Annotated in this window: 14 protein-coding genes; 6 read left to right on the plus strand and 8 right to left on the minus strand. The window is 71.1% G+C overall.

What is annotated here, in order from left to right; all coding sequences use genetic code 11:
- The 4 genes from ACIGDI_RS09350 to glgB form a co-directional block, all read left to right on the plus strand.
- Nucleotides 1-431: alpha-glucosidase C-terminal domain-containing protein (locus tag ACIGDI_RS09350; protein ID WP_399893030.1), on the plus strand; the 431-nt coding region annotated here is incomplete at its 5' end.
- The gene (treS, locus tag ACIGDI_RS09355) at nucleotides 428-2,128 is read left to right on the plus strand and encodes a maltose alpha-D-glucosyltransferase (RefSeq protein WP_399893033.1); all 1,701 of its coding nucleotides are present in this window, start codon (nucleotides 428-430) and stop codon (nucleotides 2,126-2,128) included. The genes ACIGDI_RS09350 and treS, both read left to right, overlap by 4 nt.
- A gap of 95 nt (nucleotides 2,129-2,223) precedes the next feature.
- Nucleotides 2,224-3,612: a maltokinase gene (locus ACIGDI_RS09360; protein WP_384821766.1), complete on the plus strand. Its 1,389-nt coding sequence runs from the start codon at nucleotides 2,224-2,226 to the stop codon at nucleotides 3,610-3,612.
- A 32-nt stretch (nucleotides 3,613-3,644) separates the two neighbouring features.
- Nucleotides 3,645-6,578 carry a 1,4-alpha-glucan branching enzyme gene (glgB, locus tag ACIGDI_RS09365; RefSeq protein ID WP_399893036.1) on the plus strand — a complete coding sequence of 978 codons (2,934 nt, stop codon included), beginning with the start codon at nucleotides 3,645-3,647 and terminating at the stop codon, nucleotides 6,576-6,578.
- Between the two features lie 64 nt (nucleotides 6,579-6,642).
- Here glgB and ACIGDI_RS09370 read toward each other — a convergent pair whose 3' ends face one another.
- The 5 genes from ACIGDI_RS09370 to ACIGDI_RS09390 form a co-directional block, all read right to left on the minus strand.
- A complete protein-coding gene (locus ACIGDI_RS09370) occupies nucleotides 6,643-8,859 on the minus strand; it encodes a HelD family protein (RefSeq protein ID WP_399895193.1) in 2,217 nt (738 codons plus the stop codon).
- Between the two features lie 155 nt (nucleotides 8,860-9,014).
- Nucleotides 9,015-9,347 carry a co-chaperone YbbN gene (locus ACIGDI_RS09375; RefSeq protein ID WP_142142577.1) on the minus strand — a complete coding sequence of 111 codons (333 nt, stop codon included), beginning with the start codon at nucleotides 9,345-9,347 and terminating at the stop codon, nucleotides 9,015-9,017.
- The gene (locus ACIGDI_RS09380) at nucleotides 9,344-9,730 is read right to left on the minus strand and encodes a MerR family transcriptional regulator (protein ID WP_142142576.1); all 387 of its coding nucleotides are present in this window, start codon (nucleotides 9,728-9,730) and stop codon (nucleotides 9,344-9,346) included. The genes ACIGDI_RS09375 and ACIGDI_RS09380 overlap by 4 nt, the downstream gene beginning before the upstream one ends.
- Nucleotides 9,731-9,759: 29 nt before the next feature.
- On the minus strand, nucleotides 9,760-11,361 hold the full coding sequence (locus tag ACIGDI_RS09385) for an AAA family ATPase (RefSeq protein ID WP_399893041.1): 1,602 nt from the start codon (nucleotides 11,359-11,361) through the stop codon (nucleotides 9,760-9,762).
- Between the two features lie 180 nt (nucleotides 11,362-11,541).
- Nucleotides 11,542-12,171 (minus strand): maleylpyruvate isomerase family mycothiol-dependent enzyme, encoded by a 630-nt coding sequence (locus ACIGDI_RS09390; RefSeq protein WP_399893044.1) that lies wholly within the window; start codon nucleotides 12,169-12,171, stop codon nucleotides 11,542-11,544.
- Nucleotides 12,172-12,261: 90 nt separating this feature from the next.
- Between ACIGDI_RS09390 and ACIGDI_RS09395 the strand changes: the two genes are divergently transcribed.
- Nucleotides 12,262-12,711, plus strand: a complete 450-nt coding sequence (locus tag ACIGDI_RS09395) for a MarR family winged helix-turn-helix transcriptional regulator (RefSeq protein ID WP_399893047.1) — start codon at nucleotides 12,262-12,264, stop codon at nucleotides 12,709-12,711.
- Here the strand turns inward: ACIGDI_RS09395 and ACIGDI_RS09400 are convergent.
- Together ACIGDI_RS09400 and ACIGDI_RS09405 are read right to left on the minus strand one after the other, a co-directional pair.
- Entirely contained in the window at nucleotides 12,708-13,472 is a 765-nt protein-coding gene (locus ACIGDI_RS09400; protein WP_399893050.1) for a DUF2127 domain-containing protein, read from the minus strand. The two genes, ACIGDI_RS09395 and ACIGDI_RS09400, sit on opposite strands and share 4 nt — an antisense overlap.
- 96 nt (nucleotides 13,473-13,568) lie before the next feature.
- Nucleotides 13,569-15,248, minus strand: a complete 1,680-nt coding sequence (locus ACIGDI_RS09405; RefSeq protein ID WP_399893053.1) for an MFS transporter — start codon at nucleotides 15,246-15,248, stop codon at nucleotides 13,569-13,571.
- A gap of 161 nt (nucleotides 15,249-15,409) precedes the next feature.
- Here ACIGDI_RS09405 and ACIGDI_RS09410 point away from each other — a divergent pair, with 161 nt between their 5' ends.
- Nucleotides 15,410-16,021: a TetR/AcrR family transcriptional regulator gene (locus ACIGDI_RS09410; protein WP_200703736.1), complete on the plus strand. Its 612-nt coding sequence runs from the start codon at nucleotides 15,410-15,412 to the stop codon at nucleotides 16,019-16,021.
- Nucleotides 16,022-16,172: 151 nt separating this feature from the next.
- Here ACIGDI_RS09410 and ACIGDI_RS09415 read toward each other — a convergent pair whose 3' ends face one another.
- A complete protein-coding gene (locus ACIGDI_RS09415) occupies nucleotides 16,173-17,555 on the minus strand; it encodes a cation:dicarboxylate symporter family transporter (RefSeq protein WP_399893057.1) in 1,383 nt (460 codons plus the stop codon).
- Nucleotides 17,556-17,647 lie beyond the last annotated feature (92 nt).

Consider the following 17,647-nt stretch of genomic DNA (forward strand, 5'->3'; position numbering starts at 1 on the left):
AGAAGTACCAGCTCAAGCCACGCGACTGGGAAACGGCCGAACGCCAGGGCCGCACCATCACCCCCCTGATCACCAAACTCAACACCATCCGGCGGGCGAACCCCGCCCTCCGCCAACTGCGCGACCTCCACTTCCACCACGCGGACCAGGACGCGGTCATCGCGTATTCGAAGCGGAGCGGGTCGAACACTGTTCTGGTGGTCGCCAACCTCGACCCCCACCACACCCAGGAGGCCACGGTCTCGTTGGACATGCCGCAACTCGGCCTGGACTGGCACGAGTCGGTGCCGGTGCGCGACGAGCTCACCGGCGAGACCTACCACTGGGGCAGGGCAAATTACGTACGCCTCGAACCGGGCACTCGTCCCGCGCACGTGTTCACCGTCCTGCGACCGTCCACCCCGCAGATCGGAGGGTCACCCACCATATGATCGTCAACGAGCCCGTTCAGGACACCTTCGAGGACACCCCCGCCAAGGACAGGGACCCGGAGTGGTTCAAGCGCGCGGTCTTCTACGAGGTCCTCGTCCGCTCCTTCCAGGACAGCAACGGCGACGGCGTCGGCGACCTCAAGGGCCTGACCGCCAAACTCGACTACCTGCAGTGGCTGGGAGTGGACTGCCTGTGGCTGCCGCCCTTCTTCCAGTCACCGCTGCGTGACGGCGGCTACGACGTCTCCGACTACACGGCCGTCCTGCCGGAGTTCGGCGACCTCGCCGACTTCGTCGAGTTCGTCGACGCCGCCCACCAGCGCGGCATGCGGGTCATCATCGACTTCGTCATGAACCACACCAGCGACCAGCACCCGTGGTTCCAGGAGTCGCGCCGGGATCCCGACGGCCCGTACGGCGACTACTACATGTGGGCCGACGACGACAAGCAGTACGCGGACGCCCGGATCATCTTCGTCGACACCGAGGCCTCCAACTGGACCTTCGACCCGGTCCGCAAGCAGTACTTCTTCCACCGGTTCTTCTCCCACCAGCCGGACCTCAACTACGAGAACCCGGCCGTGCAGGAGGAGATGATCTCGGCGCTGCGGTTCTGGCTGGACCTGGGCATCGACGGCTTCCGCCTCGACGCCGTGCCCTACCTCTACGCCGAGGAGGGCACGAACTGCGAAAACCTTCCGGCAACCCATGACTTCCTCAAGCGGGTCCGCAAGGAGATCGACGCCCAGTACCCGGACACGGTGATCCTCGCGGAGGCCAACCAGTGGCCCGAGGACGTCGTCGACTACTTCGGCGACTACGAGTCCGGCGGCGACGAGTGCCACATGGCGTTCCACTTCCCCGTCATGCCGCGCATCTTCATGGCCGTACGGCGGGAGTCGCGCTACCCGGTCTCGGAGATCCTCGCCAAGACGCCCGCGATCCCCTCCGGCTGCCAGTGGGGCATCTTCCTGCGCAACCACGACGAGCTGACCCTGGAGATGGTCACCGACGAGGAACGCGACTACATGTGGGCGGAGTACGCCAAGGACCCACGGATGCGCGCCAACATCGGCATCCGCCGCCGCCTCGCGACCCTGCTGGACAACGACCGCAACCAGATCGAGCTGTTCACCGCCCTGCTGCTGTCCCTGCCCGGCTCGCCGATCCTGTACTACGGCGACGAGATCGGCATGGGCGACAACATCTGGCTCGGCGACCGCGACGCCGTGCGCACCCCGATGCAGTGGACACCGGACCGTAACGCGGGTTTTTCCTCCTGTGACCCCGGGCGGCTGTTCCTGCCGACCATCATGGACCCCGTCTACGGCTACCAGGTCACCAACGTCGAGGCGTCGATGTCGTCGCCCTCGTCGCTGCTGCACTGGACCCGCCGCATGATCGAGATCCGCAAGCAGAACTTGGCCTTCGGTCTCGGGTCCTACACGGAGCTCCAGTCGTCGAACCCGGCGGTACTGGCGTTCCTGCGGGAGTACGAGGACGATCTGGTGCTGTGCGTGCACAACTTCTCCCGCTTCGCACAGCCCACCGAACTGGATCTGCGGATCTTCAACGGCCGGCATCCGGTGGAGCTGTTCGGCGGGGTGCGCTTTCCCGCCATCGGTGACCTGCCGTACTTGCTGACCCTGGCGGGCCACGGCTTCTACTGGTTCCGGCTGCGCAAGGAGCCGACGTAGAGCCAGGCAGAACCCCGGGTGGGGCGTTTCCTCTGCCCCACCCGGGGCACGCATACGTAACACCCCGCCCACCCCGGGGAAAGGAATGTGACGTTATGGCGGAAACGGTCACACTTTCCGGCAAGACCAGTCCTGGCCTGCTGGAATCCCTGGATCCACTGCTCAGGGAATGGTTGCCGAGGCAGCGCTGGTTCGCGGGCAAGGGACGCCCGGTCACCGGATTCTCGCTGGTGGAGGCCACCGAGCTGTTGCCGGCCGGCGGCAAGCTGGGCCTGTACCACCTGCTGGTGCGCGCCCATCAGCCGCTCACCCTGGGCGCCGAGCCGCACCCCGGTGACTGCTACCAGCTCCTGATAGGCGTGCGCGAGGCGCTGCCGCCCCGGCTGGCGCCCGCGCTGATCGGACACGTGGAGGACGGTCCGCTCGCCGGACGGACGGTCTACGAGGCCCTGTACGACGGCCGGTCCGCCGAGGTGCTCCTGGAGGCCATGCGCTCCGAGGCCCGGATCGGCGGGCTGCGCTTCGAGCGCGAGAGCGGCCTCGAGATCCGCTCCGGACTCGTCCCGCGCGTGGTCACCGCCGAGCAGTCGAACTCCTCCGTCATCTACGGAGATACGTTCATTCTGAAGCTGTTGCGCCGGGTGGTGCCCGGCGTCAACCCCGATCTGGAGCTGCCGCTGGCCCTCGCCCGGGAGGGCTGCCCCCGGGTGCCGGCGCCGACGGCGTGGGTCCGGGCGGAGCTGGGCGGTGAGCCGTACGTGCTCGGCGTGCTGCAGCCCTTCCTGCAGGGTGCCTCCGACGGCTGGGAGCTGGCGCTGCGGGAACTCGCCAAGGGCGAGGACTTCGGCAGCGAGGCCCGGGCGCTGGGCCGCGCCACCGCCGAGGTGCACACGGCACTCGCCCGCGCCCTGCCGACCGTCACGCTCGGGCACACCCAGATGCAGCTGCTGGCCGACGGCATGACGGAACGCCTCGACGTGGCCGCGCAGGCGGTGCCCGCGCTGCGGCCGTACGCGCCCGCGCTGCGCACGGCGTTCACCGCGCTGGCCGACCTGGCCGCCGAGGGCCGCACCTGGACCGCGCAGCGCATCCACGGGGACCTGCACCTCGGGCAGTGCCTGCGCTCGCCGGGCGGCCAGTGGTGGCTGATCGACTTCGAGGGTGAGCCGTCGAAACCGCTGGCGGAGCGGCGGATGCCGCAGCCGACGGAGCGGGACGTGGCGGGCATGCTGCGGTCCTTCGACTACGCGGCCCACTCCGCCGAACGGCCCGACGAGGGCTGGGCCGAGACCTGCCGGGCCGCCTTCTGCACCGGATACGCGGAGGTCAGCGGCCAGGATCCACGCACCGATCCGGTGCTGCTGCGAGCATACGAAACGGACAAGGCGATATACGAGGTGCTCTACGAGGCCCGTCACCGCCCCGAGTGGCTGTCCGTCCCGATGGCGGCGATAGAGCACTACGCCACGTCCGACCTGTACTGAACCGACCGACCCTCGCCGAGGAGGCGCAGCCCGTGACCCCCCGCCCCACGTCCAGCGGTTCGGATCCGAAGAGTCCGAAGAAGTCGGCCGAGGACACGGCCAAGAAGGCCGCGAAAACTGTGAAGAAGGTGGCGGAGAAGGCCGTCGCGCCGAAGAAGGCGCCGGCCGCCAGGAAGACGGCCGAGAAGGCCACGCCCGAGAAGGCGGCGGCCAAGAAGGCCGTTGCCGAGAAGGCGGTCACGAAGAAAGCCGCCGCGAAGAAGGCGACGCCCGTGAAGGCCGTGGCGCGAACGGCCGCGGCGGGCGAGGGAACGGCGAAGAAGACCGCCGCGAAGAAGAGCCCGGCGAAGAAGGTCGTCGCGGCGAAGACCCCGGCCGAGAAGGCCATCGCGAAGAAGGCGGTGGCGAAGAAGGCCGCCGCCGAGGAGCCGGTCGCCGAGCAGACCCCCGTGCAGGAGGCCGTCGCCGCGAAGGCCGTCACGAAGAAGGCGGCGGCGAAGAAGGCGACCACCGCGGGGAAGACCACGGCGGCACCGGCCGCCGCGAGGAAGGCGGCCGCGAAGAAGGCCGCCCCGGCGAAGACCGCCGCCAAGAAGACCCCGGCCAGGAAGGCCGCGACGAAGAAGGTCGCCTCCGAGGCGACCACCGCCGGCGCCACCGCGCCCCGGGCGGTCACCGCGGACACCCCTGCCGCCGAGGATGCCGTCGCCGCGAGTGCTTCTCGCGAGGTCGCTCCCGCGACAGGTGCCGGCTCGCCGGCCACCGCTCCTCCGCCGGAGGCGTCCGCCGCCCTGGACGCCGGGGACCGCGAGCGGCTGCTGGCCGGTACGCACCACGACCCGCACACCGTCCTCGGCGCCCACCTCGTCCCCGGCGGCGTCGCCTTCCGCGTCTTCCGGCCGTACGCGCTGGCCGTGACCGTCGTCGCAGGGGAACTGCGCGCGGAGCTGCACGACGACGGGGACGGGTTCTTCTCCGGGCTGGTGGCACTGGCCGAGGTTCCGGCCTACCGGCTCCAGGTGACGTACGAGGGCGCCGTCCAGGACACCGAGGACGCCTACGGATTCCTGCCGACGCTGGGCGAGCTGGACCTGCACCTGATCGGGGAGGGCCGGCACGAGCAGCTGTGGACCGTGCTCGGCGCACACCCGATGACCCACCAGGGCGTGGCCGGCACCCGGTTCTCGGTGTGGGCGCCGAACGCGCGCGGAGTGCACGTGGCCGGCACCTTCAACTTCTGGGACGGCACCGGCCATCCGATGCGTTCCCTGGGCTCCTCCGGTGTCTGGGAGCTGTTCCTGCCCGGGGTCGGCGAGGGCGAGCTGTACAAGTTCCAGATCACCCGCCCCGACGGCTCGAAGACCCTGCGCGCCGACCCGCTGGCCCGCCGCACCGAAACCCCGCCGAACACGTCGTCGGTCGTGACCGCCTCCCACCACGAGTGGCAGGACGAGGAGTGGCTGTCCCGGCGCACGGAACTCCCCGCCCACCAGGCGCCCTTCTCGGTCTACGAGGTCCATCTTCCGTCCTGGCGACCGGGTCTGACATACCGTCAACTCGCCGAGCAGCTGCCCGCGTACGTCAAGGACCTCGGCTTCACCCATGTGGAGCTGATGCCCGTCGCCGAGCACCCCTTCGGCGGCTCCTGGGGCTACCAGGTCACCGGCTTCTACGCGCCCACGGCCCGCCTCGGCACCCCGGACGACTTCCGGTATCTGGTCGACGCGCTCCACCAGGCCGGCATCGGCGTCCTGATGGACTGGGTTCCGGCCCACTTCCCGCGCGACGACTGGGCGTTGGCCGAGTTCGACGGGCGGCCGCTGTACGAGCACGAGGACCCGTTGCGGTCCGCGCACCCCGACTGGGGCACCCTGGAGTTCGACTACGGCCGCCGCGAGGTCCGCAACTTCCTGGTGGCGAACGCCGTCTACTGGTGCGAGGAGTTCCACATCGACGGCCTGCGGGTCGACGCGGTGGCCTCCATGCTGTACCTGGACTACTCGCGCGAGCCGGGGCAGTGGGTCCCGAACGAGCACGGCGGCCGGGAGAACCTGGACGCGGTGGCGTTCCTGCAGGAGATGAACGCGACGGTGTACCGGCGGGTGCCGGGCGTGGTGACCATCGCCGAGGAGTCCACCGCGTGGGACGGCGTCACACGGGCCACGCACCACCGCGGTCCGGGCGGCTTCGGCGGCCTGGGCTTCGGCCTGAAGTGGAACATGGGCTGGATGCACGACTCGCTCGACTACATGAGCCACGAGCCGGTCTACCGCAAGTACCACCACAACGAGATGACGTTCTCGATGGTGTACGCCTACAGCGAGAACTACGTGCTGCCGATCTCGCACGACGAGGTCGTCCACGGCAAGCGGTCGCTGGTTTCCAAGATGCCCGGCGACTGGTGGCAGCAGCGCGCCAACCTGCGCGCCTATCTGGCCTTCATGTGGGCCCACCCCGGCAAGCAACTGCTGTTCATGGGGCAGGAGTTCGCGCAGGGCGCGGAGTGGTCGGAGGCGCGCGGGCCCGACTGGTGGCTGCTCGACCCGGGCTACGGCGCCCAGGCCGACCACCGCGGGGTGCAGGACCTGGTCCGCGATCTCAACACCGTCTACCGGCACACCCCGGCGCTGTGGCAGCAGGACATCGACCCGGCGGGCTTCGAGTGGATCGTGGGCGACGCGGCCGAGGACAACGTCTTCGCGTTCCTGCGGTTCGCCGCCGACGGCAGCCCCCTGCTGGCCGTCTCCAACCTCTCCCCCGTCGTCCGGCAGGACTACCGGCTGGGCGCCCCCGACGACGTACCGGCCTGGCACGAGTACCTCAACACGGACATCGGCAAGTACGGCGGCGGCGATGTCACCAACGCGGACGTCATCAAGCCCGAGCCGCAGGGCTGGCACGGGCGCCCGGCGAGCATCCGCCTGACCCTCCCGCCGCTCGCGACCATCTGGCTGCGACCGGCCTGAACCGAGGACACCGACGCCCCTGGCCCGGGTGAGAGCACGTACGCATCCGGGCCAGGGGTCTCGCTCAGGCGGTGACCAGCGCCTTCGGCAGTCGCCCGGTGTGCAGGACACCCAGGCGCTGGGTGGCCCGGGTCAGTGCCACGTACAGATCGCTCGTGCCGTACAGCCCCGGCTCCACCACCAGCACGGAGTCGAATTCCAGCCCCTTGGCCTGCCGCGGGTCGAGGAGTACGACGGTCTTCGTCAGGTCGGGCTCGGTGCCCGCGGTCACCCCGTCCAGCCGCGCGGCGAGCCTGCGGTGGAGGTGGCGCGGGGCGATGACGGCGAGCCGGCCCTCGTCGGGGGTCAGCTCCTTCACCGCCTCGGCGACCGCGCCGGGCAGGTCGTCGGTGGCGCGGACCCAGGGCCGTACACCGGTGGAACGGATCGAGCTCGGCGGCTCGAAGCCGGGGTTCTCGGCGCGCACCACGGCCGCCGCGAGCTCCATGATCTCGGCGGGGGTGCGGTAGTTGACGCCCAGGCGGGTGTGTTCCCAGCGGTCCTCGACGTAGGGGTGGAGGATCTGCTGCCAGGAGCCGACGCCCGCCGCCTCCGCGGTCTGCGCGGGGTCGCCGACCAGGGTCATCGAGCGGGTCGGGCTGCGGCGCATCAGCAGCCGCCAGGCCATCGGCGACAGCTCCTGCGCCTCGTCGACGATGATGTGCCCGAACGCCCAGGTCCGGTCGGCGGCCGCGCGCTCGGCGGCGCTGCGGTGGTCGTCCTCCTCCTGGCGTTCGGCGAACCGTTCGGCGTCGATGATGTCGTGCGCGGACAGGACCTCGGAGTCCTCCTCGTCCTTGTCCTCGAACTCGTAGGTGCGGGAGGCGTAGGAGACGTCCAGCACGCCCTGCGCGTAGGCGACCTGCGTCTCCCGTTCGCGTTCCGCGCGCGCCCGCGCCAGCCGTTCGTCCACGCCGAGCAGTTCGGCCGCCTCGTCCAGCAGCGGCACGTCCGCGACGGTCCACTCGCGGGTCACCGGGCGGCGGACCGCGGCGGCGTCCTCGTCCGGGAGGTACCCGACGGGGTCGGCGAGGAAGTCGGCGACCAGGCGCTGGGGGGTCAGCCGCGGCCACAGCTGGTCGACGGCGGCCCAGACCTCGGGGTTCTCGGCGAGTTCGTCGCGGATCTGGGTGATGTCGGCCTCGTCCAGGAGGCTGCCGCCGTCGTAGGGGTCGGTGCCGACGCGCTCGGCGTACAGCTCGGTGAGGGTGTTGAGGATGTGGCCCTCGAAGTGCTCGCGGGCCACGTTGTGCGGCAGCCGCGCGGCCCGGGTCTTCTCACGGGCGACCTTCACCAGGCCGTCGTCGAGCATCAGCACCTCCCGGTCGTGCTCGATCGCGATCACCGGGTCGGGCAGCGACTGCCAGTCGCGTACGACCTCGGCGAGCACGTCCGCCATGTCGGCGCGGCCCTTCACCGCGGCCGCCTCGCGGGAGTCGGTGGCCGTGGCCTTCACACCGGGGAACAGCTCCCCGACCGTGGCGAGCAGCACGCCCGTCTCGCCGAGGGAGGGCAGCACCTCGCCGATGTAGCCGAGGAAGGCGGGGTTGGGGCCGACGATGAGGACGGCCCGCTTGGCGAGGAGTTCCCGGTGCTCGTAGAGGAGGTAGGCGGCCCGGTGCAGGGCGACGGCCGTCTTTCCGGTGCCGGGGCCGCCCTCGACCACCAGCACCCCGCGGTGCGGTGCCCGGATGATCTCGTCCTGCTCGGCCTGGATGGTCTGCACGATGTCGTGCATCCGGCCGGTGCGGGCGGCGTCGAGCGCGGCGAGCAGCACGGCGTCGCCGGTCGGGTCCTCGTGGCCGGTGCGCTCCCGGTCGCCGAGGTCGAGGATCTCGTCGTGCAGGGCGGTGACCGTGCGGCCGCTGGTGGTGATGTGCCGGCGCCTGCGCAGGCCCATCGGGGTGTGGCCGGTGGCCAGGTAGAACGGGCGGGCGACCTCGGCCCGCCAGTCGATGAGGATCGGTGTGCGCTCGGCGTCGTCCGTGCGCAGGCCGATCCGGCCGATGTGGTGTTTCGTCCCCGAGGTGAGATCGATCCGGCCGAAGCAGAGCGAGCCGTCGACGGCGTTCAGCGCGGCGAGCAGTCCCGACCGCTCGGCGACCAGGATGTCCCGCTCGAGCCGGGCCTGCATGGGCGTGTTTCCCTGGGCGAGCGCGTCCGTGACACCGGTCTCGGTACCTGCGCGCAGGGCGTCCGCGCGGGCGTACAGGGTGTCGATGAATTCCTGCTCACCGCGAATTTCATCGCTGTTTGACAATTCCACTCCCGCGCCGATATACTGTGCCTACTGAACTTCTTCGCGACCCATATCCCATGAAGTCGCGAACCATTGAATATACGCAAGAAAATCCCCCGGGCGCAATTGCCCGGGGGATTTCTTCTTATGTCCTCGGCTCAGAGGGCGTCCTCGATCTCCGCCAGGAGCCGCCGCTTGGGCCGCGCCCCCACCATCGACCGCACCGGCTCACCGTCCCGGAACACCATGAAGGTCGGCATGGACAGCACCTTGTAGGCGTTCGTCGTCTCCGGATTGGTGTCCACGTCCAGCTGGACCACCTTCAGCCGCTCGCCCTCCTCCGCGGCGAGGGCGCTCAGCACCGGCCCCATCTGCCGGCAAGGCGGGCACCAGTCGGCGGTGAACTCCACCAGTACCGGCAATGCCGAACCGATGACCTCGGTCGTGAAATCCGCGTCGGTCACCTCGGAAACACCAGCAGCCCTGATCACAATCCCTGCCCTCCCAGTTCGCACAACGGTGGCTCCGTATCGAACGAGGCCAGCCGCACCCCGATCTGCGCCCGGACCGCCTGCAGCTCGCCGATCAGCTCATCGAGTTCGGCCAGCTTGCGCCGGTAGACCGCGAGCGAGGCCGGGCAGGAGTCGCCCTCCGGGTGTCCCGCGCGCAGACACTCCACGAAGGGCCGGGTCTCCTCCAGGTCGAACCCGAAGTCCTGGAGCGTCCTGATCTGCCGCAGCAGCCTCAGGTCGTTCTCGTCGTACGTCCGGTGTCCCAGCTCGTCGCGCCGCGCGGACAGCAGCCCGCGCGACTCGTAGTACCTGAGCGCTCGCGTCGTGGTCCCGGCCCGTGCGGCCAGCTCGCCGATTCGCATGAGTACGACGGTAGGCGTTGACGCCTGCGTCAAGGCAAGGTCGGACCGGGCGGCGGCGGCATGACGAGACCGGGCGACGGCCCGAAGGGCGCCGGCGCCGGCCCGCTCCGGGCGCCCCTCCCTCCTGGGCGGCCCTCCTCGGCCCACTCCTCGTCGTCCTCGCCGTCCCGGCCGCCGGGTACGCCGAGCAGCCTGCGGGTCAGCCGGTCGCGGTCCGACAGCAGTTCGTCGAGCGCCTCGCGGACGTCCGCCGCCTCGGTGCGCGGCGCCTCCCGCTCGGCCGCGAGCAGCACCGACCGCCGCACCAGTTCCTTGGTGAAGGACGCCGTGGTGCCCTCCGTGCGGGCCACCACCTCGTCCGCGATGTCCTGGCCGAGGTCGAGCGTCCCGCCGTAGAGCGCGAGCAGGGCGGCGCGGCCCTCCGCGTCCGGGAGGGGGATCTCCACGGCGAGGTCGACGCGGCCCGGGCGCTGGACGAGGGCCGGTTCGAGGAGGTCGGCACGGTTGGTGGTGAGCAGGAAGGCGACGTCGGCGTCGTCGCCGAGGCCGTCCATCTCGTTCAGCACCTGGAAGAGCAGGGGCTGCTCGCCGCCGCCGTAGTCGCGGGCCTCGGCGATCAGGTCGCAGTCCTCCAGGACGACGAGCGCGGGCTGCAGCATCCGGGCGAGCGCGCAGGCCGGACCGATGGCCTGGATGCTCTCGCCGGAGAGGACGACGACCGTGAACTCGGGGAGGTGGGAGAGGAGATAGCGGATCGTGTGGGTCTTGCCGGTGCCGGGAGGGCCGTAGAGGAGCAGGCCGCGGCGCAGGTGCTGGCCGGCCGCGCGGAGCTGCTCGCGGCGCCGGGCCACCCCGACGACCTGCCGCTCGACCCGCTCCAGGAGGCCGGCCGGCAGCACGATGTCCTCGCGGGTCAGACCGGGGCGGCGGTGGAAGCGGAACGGGCCGAGGCCGTGGCCGAACTGCGAGCCCTCGAAGGACAGGACCTGGCCGCGGAAGATGTTGTGCTCGCGCACGAGGGCGTCGATCTCGGCCAGCAACCGGTCCGCGAACTCCTTGCGCCCGGCCAGGACTTCGAGCTCCACCTTGTTGCGTCCGTACTCGTCCTGCGGGCCGCGCAGCAGGACGGCGAAGCGCTCCTCGCCCTCGGAGCCGAGGTAGAAGCCGCAGGAGACGCAGGCCAGTTCCTCGTCCGGGGAGACCGGCAGGTGCGCGTAGTCCACCGCGCCGACCACGAAGCGGTCGTAGCGGTCGGCGGCCTCGATGATGTCGCCGAGGGTGAGTTCGCCGTGGTGCTGGGCGCCGCGCATGCCGATCAGCTCGTGCGAGCGTCCGTCGGCGGCGAACCAGCGTTCCAGGGCGAGGTGGACGTTGGGCAGGTCGTAGGGCGCGTAGGCAGCCTTGACCACGGGCCGGTCGGTCGGGGCCGAGCCGAGGTGCTCGCGCAGCCGTTGGGCGAGGTCCCGGCGGCCGTCCGCGTGCTGGGGCCTGGGGTGGGCGACGGCCGAGAGGAACTCCCAGAACAGCTCGCCCACCCGGTCCAGCGGAAGCGGCGAGGACTCGCGCTCCCGCCCGTACTTCCGCTCGTACTCGTCCGTGCTGAGGATCTCCACCTTGCCGGGCTCCCCCATGTGGTCCGCCTCCGTGCGTCGCTCGTCAGCCCCCGAGGCCCTCCACCCTGGGGGCGACGGGCCGCGCGGGTCAAAGGATTTGCGGCACGTCCCCCCGGACGGCCGACGGGCGCGTGCGCGGCGGGCCCTCGTCCGGGCCCGCCGCCCCGTTCCCCCGCCCCCCGTGGTCCGCCGAGTCCCTCACTGCTCCGGCACGGAGGTGCGCCCGAGCCATTCCCGCGCCCCTTCCGGGCGGCCGGTGAGCAGCAGGAGCAGCCCCGCGATCGGGCCCCTGACCTCCTCGCCCGCGCCGCGTGTCCACTCGATGTCGGTGGCGACGAGGCGTTTGCCGGGCAGCGGCCACGGACGGGGCGGGAAGCGCATCGTCCACACCCGCTCGGCCGCGTCCCGGGCGGCCGGCGGCGGCACCTCCCGCACGCGGCCGAGGGCCAGCGCGATGTCCTGCCCGTGGACGACGACGTCGAGCAGCGACTCGCGGGGCGTGGTGAGGGGCGCCATGCGGCGGGAGCCGACCACGGAGCGCAGGTGGCCGACGATCTCCTCGACCGGGGCCCGGGCCGCGCGCACCGCCGAGTCGTGCACCATCCGGTCGAAGCCGCCCCGCGCACGGATCATGTCTCTCACGACCGTCCGGTACGTCGACCGCGCCCCGATGGTCAGATGGGCGGCCACCTCCCGCACGCGCCAGTCCCCGCACCGCGTCGGCGTGTGCCACTCCTCGGGGCTCAGGCTCTCCACCAGGTCGGCCAGACTCGCCCGCTCACGGTCGACGTACCGCCACAGCTCGTCCGTCTCCAAGGCCACGCCCATGGGATCACCGCCCACTCGAAGTGGTAAGCTTCTCTGACCAAATTAGTCAGAGCCTCTGACCAATGTCAAGGCGCGAGGGGAGCACCGACGATGGCGGCGGAGAGCGAGCTCAACACGGGGCTGCTCCTGTTCATCCCGTACCGGGCCCTGGAGAACCGTGTCTTCGCGGTCCTCGCCGAGGCGGGCTTCGACGACTTCACGCCCGCCCAGGCACGGGTGCTCCAGCGCGTCGGCCCGGACGGCACCCGGCTGACGGAGCTCGCCGAGCAGGCCCAGGTCACCAAGCAGACCGCGGGCTTCCTCGTGGACCAGCTGGAGAAGGCGGGCTATGTGCGCAGACTGCCGGACCCGAAGGACGGACGGGCCCGGCTGGTGTGCCTGGCCGACCGCGCGCTCGCGGCGCGGTCCGTCGCCCAGGACGTGGTCGCCGAGGTGGAGAAGGAATGGGAGGCGCACCTCGGCAAGCGCCGCATGAACCAGCTCCGGGAAGCCCTGACGCTGCTCAGGGAGATCACCGACCCGTGGGCCGGGGACGTCTAGACCGGGACCCCGGCCGCTTCCTCGACCTCCAGCAGGGAGGCGCTGCGGCGCTCCTCCTCGAACGCCCTGCGGCCGCCCCGCAGCCCGAACAGGCGCTTGGCGAGGGCGATGTAGAGCACGGCGAGGATGTTGAGGACCAGGGTGGTGATCTTCACCCAGCTGACGTGCTCGGTGAGCTCGTAGATCTCCAGCGGCAGGAAGGCGGCGGTCGCGACGACCGTCAGGTACTCCGCCCAGCGCTTCGCGTACCAGAGGCCGACCGCCTCGACCAGCTCGACGATCGCGTACGCCAGCAGCAGCCCGGCCACCAGCAGCAGCGTGGAGTGCTTGTAGCCGAACGTCTTCTGGATGGTGCCGACGACCGGCGAGTGGTCGAGGTCGTAGTGGAAGTGCCGGAAGACGGGCCGCAGGACGTTGAGGTACTCGTCGAAGAGCCGGCGCACCGCGTCCTGGCTGTTGCTGAACCGCCACACCGCCGCGGCCACCAGCACGATGAACACCCCGCGCACCGCCCGCTCGACGGCCAGGAAGCGCAGGATGAACAGATCGCGCAGCACCTTGCCGCGCGGCACGAGCGGCGCCTCGGAGGCCGGCCCCGAGCCGTGCGGCTCGCCGAGCACGAAGTCGCCGCAGCGCAGGCAGCGCCACACCTCGCCGAGCGCGGTGTCGGCGTGCAGCCGGACACGGAGGCGGGGGTCGTCCGGCGCGTAGGTGACGTGCCCCTTGCGCGCGCAGGTCCGCCGGTCCCAGTCGATCTTCATCCCCCGTGCCTCCATACGTGCATACGGCCGTGCCGTCCCGGACGGTCCGGCACGGCACGGTAGTGCATCGACGTAAGAGACGACGCTCCGGGCGGGTCAGTTCGCCGCGCTGCCGACGAGTTCCCGTTCCCGCCGCTCACCGCTCTCTTCCCCGGCGCCCTTGGGCCTGCCCGGGAGCAGCAGGGCGACCACGACGGTGCCGATCCCCAGGACCACCGCTCCGATCAGGCTGGTGTGGGCGACCGCGGAGGAGAAGGACGAGCCGACCGCGTCGGCCATCTGCCGGGCGCCCGCGGCGAGTTCCCGCGCCTGCGCCTTGAGCTGCGCCGCCTGCTGCGGGTCGGTCGCCCGCGCGGCCTGCGCGGCCGCCTGCCGCGCCTTTTCGGAGATGCCCTGCGCGACGGCGTATCCGGCGCCGACCGAGTCCTGGGCGGTGGTGAGGGTGGCGGCGGGGAGCCGGCTCCCGGCGGTGGCGTCCGAGAGGTGGCCGGAGTACGAGGTCGCCAGCAGCGAGCCGAGGATCGCGATGCCGAGCGAGCCGCCGAGCTCGATCGAGGTGTCGTTGACCGCGCCGCCGACGCCCAGCTGGGACTCCGGGAAGGCGCCCATGATGGCGTCCGTGCAGGGAGAGAGCGCCAGGCCGATGGCCAGACCCAGGATGATCAGCGGGGCGAGGAAGTCGCCGTACGAGGACGTCGCGTCGATCCGGGTGAGCAGGGCGAGGGCGGTGGTGCCGCCGACCATGCCCGCGGTGACCGTCCACTTCATGCCGACCCGCGGGGTGAGCCGGCCGGTCACGGCCGAGCCGACGAAGACGGCACCGGCGAGCGGGAGCATGCGCAGGCCCGTCTGCAGGGCGTCGTAGCCGAGGACGAACTGCAGGTGCTGGGTCAGGTAGTAGAAGGCGCCGAAGACGGCGAGGAAGAACAGGGCGACGGCGAGGTTGGCGCCGGCGAAGCCGCGGTGGGCGAACCGGCGGACGTCGAGGACCGGGCGCGGGTGGCGCAGCTCCCAGGCGACGAAGGCGAGCAGGCCGGCGCCCGCGACGACCGCGGCGGTGACCGCCTTGACGCCCCAGCCGAAGTGCGGCCCTTCGATGATCATGTAGACCAGCGAGCCGATCCAGACCACCGACAGCAGCCCGCCCACGTGGTCGACGCGGTCGCTGTGACCGGCCTTGGACGGCGGGACGAGGAAGAGCGAGGCGACGAGCGCGACGGCGGCGATCGGCACGTTGATCAGGAACGTCGAGGCCCAGCCGTGGTTCTTCAGCAGGGCGCCCGCGACGACGGGGCCGGCGGCGATGGCGAGGCCCGCCGTGGCGGTCCACAGGGTGATCGCCTTGGCGCGCTCGGCCCGCGGGAAGGTCGCGGCGAGCAGGGAGAGCGTGGCGGGCATGATCAGCGCGGCGCCGGTGCCCATCACGGCGCGGGCCGCGATCACCGTCGCGGCGCTGTCGGCGAGGTAGCCGAAGACCGCGCCGCCCGCGAAGACCGTGAGGCCGAGGAGGAGGGCGCCTCGGCGGCTGTACTTGTCGCCGATCGCGCCGAAAAGCAGCATCAGCGCGGCGTACGGGACGGTGTACCCGTCGATGACCCACTGCAGGTCGGCGCTGGACAGACCCAGGTCGCGGGTCATGTCGGGGGCCGCGACCGTGAGGGCGGTGTTCGCCATCACGATGATCAGCAGGCTCAGGCAGAGGACCAGGAGCGCCCACCAACGCCGGGCGTAGGGGCGCTCCGTCTGGTCGACCGGTTCGGTCAGGAAGAGTCGCATGGCAGGGGTGGCCTTCCTCGGCAACAGGGTGTCTTGCACGGTGGACTGGCACTGCGGGTTGCACAGCACTGTGCACTTGCACAACGATGTGTAATGTACGCCGATTGCACAGCCATGTGCAAGTCGCTGAAGGAGAAGCCGGGAGAGGCACAATGTCAGCCATGACCACGGGTAGCACCAGCCGCGCCGACGCCAACCGCCGCCGCATCCTCGACGTCGCCCTCGCCGAACTGCTGCGCGACCCCGACGCGTCCATGGACCAGATCGCCCGCGCCGCGGGGGTCGTACGACGGACGGTCTACGGCCACTTCCCCAACCGCGAGGCGCTGGTCGGCACCCTCGTCGACGGGGCCGTGGAGGCCGTGGCGGCCGCGCACGCGGCGGGACGGGAGGGGACCGGGGATCCGGCGCAGGCACTGGCCGGCTCGGTCCTCGCGGTCTGGGAGGTCGCCGACCGCTACCGCATCCTGGTCTCCCTGGCCCAGCGCAGCGTCACCATGCAGGGCATCCGCGAGCGGCTCGCCCCGGTGCGCGAGGCCTCCGTCGCGCTGCTGCGGGAGGGCCTGGACCGGGGCGTCTTCAGCTCCCCGCTGCCGGCGCCGGCACTGGCGTACGTGCACGAGCAGCTGCTGTTCGCGCTCATGGAGGCCGTGAACGACGGCCTGCTGCCGCCGCAGGAGGCCGGCCGCTCCGCGGCGGTCACCGCCCTGACGGCCGCGGGGGTGCCGGCGTCACTGGCCGGCTCCCTGGTGACGAAGCTGGCCGACGCCTGACGCGGGTCCTGACGGGGGCCCGGGCCCCCCGACGCACGGAAGCCGAGTGGCGAGTCCACGGGGGTGGGACTCGGCCACTCGGCTTCCGCGGCCGGGCGACTGATCGGCGGGGGAGTGATCGGTCGCCCGGTGCTCTCGCAGAGTGCGGGGCTCAGGCCTTCGCCAGCTCCTTCTCGCCGCCCTGCTCGGGAATCTCGGCGTGGGGCTGGTCGTCCTCGTCCAGAAGGGTCGTCTCGTCGAACGGCAGCTCACCGGCGAGGACCTGCTGGACCCGCGCCTTGTCGATCTCCTTGGTCCAGGTGCCGATCAGCACGGTGGCGACGGCGTTGCCCGCGAAGTTGGTCAGGGCGCGGGCCTCGCTCATGAAGCGGTCGATGCCGACGATCAGGCCGACGCCGTCCACCAGGGCGGGCTTGTGCGACTGCAGACCACCGGCGAGCGTGGCGAGGCCGGCGCCGCTGACACCCGCCGCGCCCTTGGAGGCCAGCAGCAGGAAGAGCAGCAGCGGGATCTGCTCGCCGATCGACATCGGGGTGCCCAGGGCGTCGGCGATGTAGAGGGACGCCATGGTCATGTAGATCATGGTGCCGTCGAGGTTGAAGGAGTAGCCGGTCGGCACGGTGATGCCGACGACGGGCTTGCTGACGCCCAGGTGCTCCATCTTCGCGATGAGCCGCGGCAGCGCGGACTCCGAGGAGGAGGTGGACAGGATCAGCAGGAACTCCCGGGCCAGGTACTTGAACAGGGTGAAGATGTTCAGCCCCGCGACGGCCCGCAGCATGACACCGAGCACGATGAAGACGAACAGCACACAGGTCACGTAGAAGCCGAGCATCAGAACGGCGAGGCTCTTCAGCGCGTCGACACCGGCGGAGCCGACGACCGCGGCGATGGCGCCGAAGGCACCGATCGGGGCGGCCCACATGACCATGGCGAGGATGCGGAAGACGAGCCGCTGGATGTGCTCGACGCCACGCAGGATCGGCCGGCCCGTGGAGCCCATCGCCTGCAGGGCGAAGCCCGTGAGCAGCGCGATCAGCAGGGTCTGCAGGACCTGGCCCTCGGTGAAGGCAGAGACGAACGTGAGCGGGATGATCGACAGGACGAAGTCGACCGGCGGCAGCGCGTCGGCGGACACCTGGTCGTGCCCGGAGGCCTTGATGGCGTTCGTGATGTGCAGCCCGTCGCCCGGGTGCAGGATGTTGCCGACGACGAGGCCGATGGTCAGCGCGACCAGGGACATCACCAGGAAGTAGCCGAGCGCGATGCCGCCGACGGCACCGACCTTCGCGGCCTTCCGGACCGAACCGATGCCGAGCACGATCGTGCAGAAGATGATCGGCGAGATCATCATCTTGATCAGGTTCACGAAGCCGGTACCGAGCGGCTTGAGCTGCACACCGGCGTCCGGCCAGATGAGCCCCACGGCGATGCCGAGTGCCACCGCCACGATGACGGCGATGTACAGGTAATGGGTGCGGTCCCGCTTGCGCGCGGGTGCGGCAGGTGCCGTATCGGGGGTGCTGGCGGCCACGGCTGCCCTCCTTGACGTCTTCGTCGGCATCACCGGCGTGCGGCTCACGTCCGGGGGATGGGGATGGGGGTGCGGTCTTCCACGGCGGCTGC

Origin of the sequence: Streptomyces sp. NPDC085900, from assembly GCF_044540925.1 — a bacterium.
GTDB lineage: Bacteria > Actinomycetota > Actinomycetes > Streptomycetales > Streptomycetaceae > Streptomyces > Streptomyces gilvifuscus.

Bases quoted from the DNA above. Each gene is read 5' to 3' on its own strand.
- ACIGDI_RS09385 (WP_399893041.1), bottom strand. From the start codon at position 11,361: ATGGGGGAGCCCGGCAAGGTGGAGATCCTCAGCACGGACGAGTACGAG.
- ACIGDI_RS09380 (WP_142142576.1), bottom strand. From the start codon at position 9,730: ATGCGAATCGGCGAGCTGGCCGCACGGGCCGGGACCACGACGCGAGCG.
- ACIGDI_RS09395 (WP_399893047.1), top strand. From the start codon at position 12,262: ATGGCGGCGGAGAGCGAGCTCAACACGGGGCTGCTCCTGTTCATCCCG.
- ACIGDI_RS09360 (WP_384821766.1), top strand. From the start codon at position 2,224: ATGGCGGAAACGGTCACACTTTCCGGCAAGACCAGTCCTGGCCTGCTG.
- ACIGDI_RS09390 (WP_399893044.1), bottom strand. From the start codon at position 12,171: ATGGGCGTGGCCTTGGAGACGGACGAGCTGTGGCGGTACGTCGACCGT.
- treS (WP_399893033.1), top strand. From the start codon at position 428: ATGATCGTCAACGAGCCCGTTCAGGACACCTTCGAGGACACCCCCGCC.
- ACIGDI_RS09405 (WP_399893053.1), bottom strand. From the start codon at position 15,248: ATGCGACTCTTCCTGACCGAACCGGTCGACCAGACGGAGCGCCCCTAC.
- ACIGDI_RS09400 (WP_399893050.1), bottom strand. From the start codon at position 13,472: ATGAAGATCGACTGGGACCGGCGGACCTGCGCGCGCAAGGGGCACGTC.
- ACIGDI_RS09410 (WP_200703736.1), top strand. From the start codon at position 15,410: ATGACCACGGGTAGCACCAGCCGCGCCGACGCCAACCGCCGCCGCATC.